Source organism: Mesorhizobium sp. M1E.F.Ca.ET.041.01.1.1 (genome assembly GCF_003997355.1).
Taxonomy (GTDB): domain Bacteria; phylum Pseudomonadota; class Alphaproteobacteria; order Rhizobiales; family Rhizobiaceae; genus Mesorhizobium.
The window spans coordinates 1-3,364 of sequence record NZ_RZSL01000620.1 but is presented as its reverse complement, the minus strand read 5'-3'; the positions used below and the strand labels follow the sequence as shown (position 1 = coordinate 3,364).

General features: G+C 56.1%; 4 protein-coding genes and 1 pseudogene. 2 read left to right on the top strand and 3 right to left on the bottom strand.

The features are described from left to right. Both EOA38_RS31425 and EOA38_RS31420 read right to left on the bottom strand, forming a co-directional pair. The coding region (locus EOA38_RS31425; RefSeq protein WP_127301052.1) for a DUF1173 family protein at positions 1–843 on the bottom strand (843 nt) is incomplete at its 3' end. Between the two features lie 314 nt (positions 844–1,157). After that, a complete protein-coding gene (locus EOA38_RS31420; protein WP_245480962.1) occupies positions 1,158–1,460 on the bottom strand; it encodes a hypothetical protein in 303 nt (100 codons plus the stop codon). Positions 1,461–2,148: 688 nt separating this feature from the next. Between EOA38_RS31420 and EOA38_RS31415 the strand changes: the two genes are divergently transcribed. Both EOA38_RS31415 and EOA38_RS31410 read left to right on the top strand, forming a co-directional pair. Then, positions 2,149–2,601, top strand: coding sequence for a helix-turn-helix transcriptional regulator (locus EOA38_RS31415; protein ID WP_127301050.1), 453 nt, complete (start codon positions 2,149–2,151; stop codon positions 2,599–2,601). A 145-nt stretch (positions 2,602–2,746) separates the two neighbouring features. Further along, a complete protein-coding gene (locus EOA38_RS31410; protein WP_127301049.1) occupies positions 2,747–3,079 on the top strand; it encodes a hypothetical protein in 333 nt (110 codons plus the stop codon). A 40-nt stretch (positions 3,080–3,119) separates the two neighbouring features. Here the strand turns inward: EOA38_RS31410 and EOA38_RS31405 are convergent. Then, positions 3,120–3,364, bottom strand: a pseudogene (locus EOA38_RS31405) (hypothetical protein); the annotation flags it as partial.

Here is a 3,364-nt window from a genome sequence, read left to right as displayed (position 1 = left end):
CTGCATGACCGTTGCGATGGTGATAAGGTGCGAATTTTCGTGCAGTCGCCACAGGTCGAATTCAGTTGCAAAGCGCTTCGGCACAGCCTTGAACATTTTCTCATCCAGGAAGAGCGGCGCGTCGGGCATATGCTTGATCGACAGCTTGCCGCCAAACCGGGCGGGATCCAGCGATTTCACAATGCCGATCACGATCTTCTTGTGCTTCGCCATAGCTGCCGCCGCGAAAGCCCGCTCCCGATCCGCTGCCAGGCGATCCTTGTGCTCAGGCGAGTACATTGCCGGCATAAACAGCAGCTCGCGCAACTGGAACTTCTGGCTCGACTTTGCATCGGCCGCGCCCCAAAGAAATTTCCGGACCAACCCCCAATTTCTTTTTCCCACAAAGCCGGGCGCCATTAATGTCAGCTCCGCCTCTTCCCAGAGATAGTCAAGCAAGCCTCGCAGCGTGAGCTTCTTCGGATCGGCTTTCACAGTGTGGTGCGAAGTCCCCTCGCCGGATGACCCCTGCCGCGCCTTGCCTTGTGTCAGTGCAAAGGCCAGCTTCAGCCGCGCGGCGACCGATGCAGGATCCTCAATGATCGCCTGACCCAGGACCTCCGCCTTTCCCGACAGGGCAAGGGGCAGTTCATAGCGATCACAGTCTACCGCATGGTCCTTGCCGGTGTTCGGCATGCGCTTGACGATCAATTCCTCGCCGACAGCGGCAATGTACATCGGCACTCCGGGATGGCGACACAAACACAAGACACGGGCCTGCTTGTCCCGCGCCTGACGCAAGAGCGTCTGAATTTCCGGATGCTGTGGGCCAACCGTGCGACCCAGAATAGCAAAGTCACGCATAAGGATGCCATCCGACTTTAGACCGTGCACCCTATGATTAAATCATTGAATGGATATCTCATTCAACCCCCGTTGGCTTCAACGATGCATCCCATGGATTGACGAGGTAAGCCGCGCCGTCGCCGCGTCAGGGCGATCGTCCATTCCACCGCCATCGCTTTCCCTCCGAAAAAGCGGCGCTCATGGACTACGCGGGCCTAACATGAAAAAGCGTGCAATCATTTGTGTTACCTATCAGGCAGATCGCAGACCTGATGAAACAGGCGGACGGTCTGTGCGCCTGATTGAGCGGTTCCTGGCGCGGTTGGGGACTGTTAGAGTTTGAAGCGGCCAAGGCGCCGATCGTTGAGGCAGTACTGCCAGATGAGGTTCGGATCCTTGGAGTTGACGCCGGATGTCGACCAGGCGGATCGCTCGAACTTTGCAGCGTCATGCAAAGGAAGATCGTCATCACAGCGCGACGGCTGTAACGACGAGCGAAGACGATAACGTCCGAGTTTGCGCGTCAGAAACGCGATGACACAGACGGCGGCGAGGGACAGGATCAAGAAAGCAGTGGAAAAGCTGAGCATGCGAAGGCCGGCTTCCTGATCGGGCAGGGCGAAGAAAGCGAGCACGCCGCCGGCGAAAATTGCGAACGCGAACCTCATGAACATGACAAAGATCCTTCTATTTCGATGTTGATCATTATAATATCACGGATCGATCGTCATTATAATGATCAATGGAGATAGGATGGTCCCTCAATGGATCAAGCGTTTTTCGACGGCTGGGGGGCATGGTGCCGCTTTTGGCGGTCCCGGCTTCAGAGTGCGGCGTATTACCCGCGCCTTTTCCAGCTCGAACAGGGATAGAGATTGGGTCCTCCCCGACTCCGCAGGGGCCGAGCATTGCGGCCCGTTTCGAGAGTAATCGGCAAATGCGAATCGTGAACTGCGCAGCCGCCTAATATCGTTACATAGCCGGGAAATCATCCGCGCTCTTGAAACAGCGGCGGGGGGAAGAGAACAGGGTTGTCGCTACGGATGAGGCGTTACACGACAATTTCATAAGTCGGACGACCAGGCCCAAACTGGATCATTTAATTATTCATATTCAACAGGGCATGCAGATAGAAATGCTATCATGCCCTGGAATGGTTTGCGCGGCGGCCAAAAGCTATATGCCTCACTTTGAGGGAGGTATGGGGAGGATGCCGCGACACTTTAATGGGGCAATGTGTCATCGTTTCGGCTACCAACCTAACCACTAGACATTTTACAGAAAATAGCCGTCATATTCCGACCGATAAGCGGGAGTGCAGCCGTGCCGATATTTAAAAATAAGACAGAAGACAGCGATGGCTGGCTTTCGATCCTGCTCGCACTGCGACTTCGCCAAATCGAGAACGAGTTCCCGGACTATGCGAGTTTCGCCGACGCTACGGGGCTATCGCGCGGCACGCTCTACCAGTTGCGGACGGGGAAGGGGAACCCGACATTCGTCACCCTGGAGCGGCTGGCACGGCACCTGAAGGTGCCGGTGTGGACGCTCATTGGTCGGACTGGTGACGACGACAGTGTGAAGCGGGACATCGAGACGTTCGGCTTCAACTTCATCGAGATTGCGCGGCATATTGAGGCCACGCGTGCTGTGAAGCGCTCGATGACGGAGTTCAGTGGTGTACCTTCCTTGAAAGAGGCAGCCAGCCCCGCCGTGGGAACCTCCGAGAAGAAGCGGCTACCTCCGGCCAAAAAGGGACGCAGGACAAGCCAGTAGCATACAAGAAAAGTAGAAGCTGCTAAACAATCAGTGTAGATTTATTTGCTACGATAGGCAGAAAATCTATTTTATATTTCTTTGACTCGCATCAGGAAATCCGCCAGCGTCGATCCAATGGCATCATTTTGCTGAAGGGTTCACGATGCAAGCGAATATCTGGCAAGTCGCAGGAGACAAAGCGCTCTATAAGGAAGCGGCTGCGTTCGTCGATTGCCACCCGAAACCATGGGTGGAAGAGGTTTCGGAATTTCTGCGGAAGAAAGGCAACCCCGAGACGATCACGTTGGTGATCGGACAGTTCATCGTGGCGGCTCTGTTCGAAGGACGACACGCGGATCTGTTGTACTGGTCGTTGGTTGCGGCCGAAGTGAACTGCGTTGCGATGGAGCAATTGCCAGATGATGTGCGCCAGGAGCTGGCTAGTCATCTGAAACGGGGATTTGGCAAGCTCTCGTCGCGAAATCTCTCCCATTGAAGGCCGCCCCGACGGCGTGGCCTCAATTAAGGGAGACGGGTCACACCTGACCAGAGGCAACGTTGATGTCGCTGCCGGCGGGACCGGGAGCGAATGAAGCGAGTTTTGTGTCACCGCCGTTAGGCGTCGGAAAGTCGCCTGGTCCCATCTGGCAGACCGCTTGCGCGCCGCATCCCTGAGGAATGGACTGGCCGGCCGAATTGAGGCCGGCATAGCGGCGGTTTACGTCGTTCGTCCAGTTACGGCGCTGGCTTTCAGTGCTGCCGTTGTAACGATCGGCGAGGC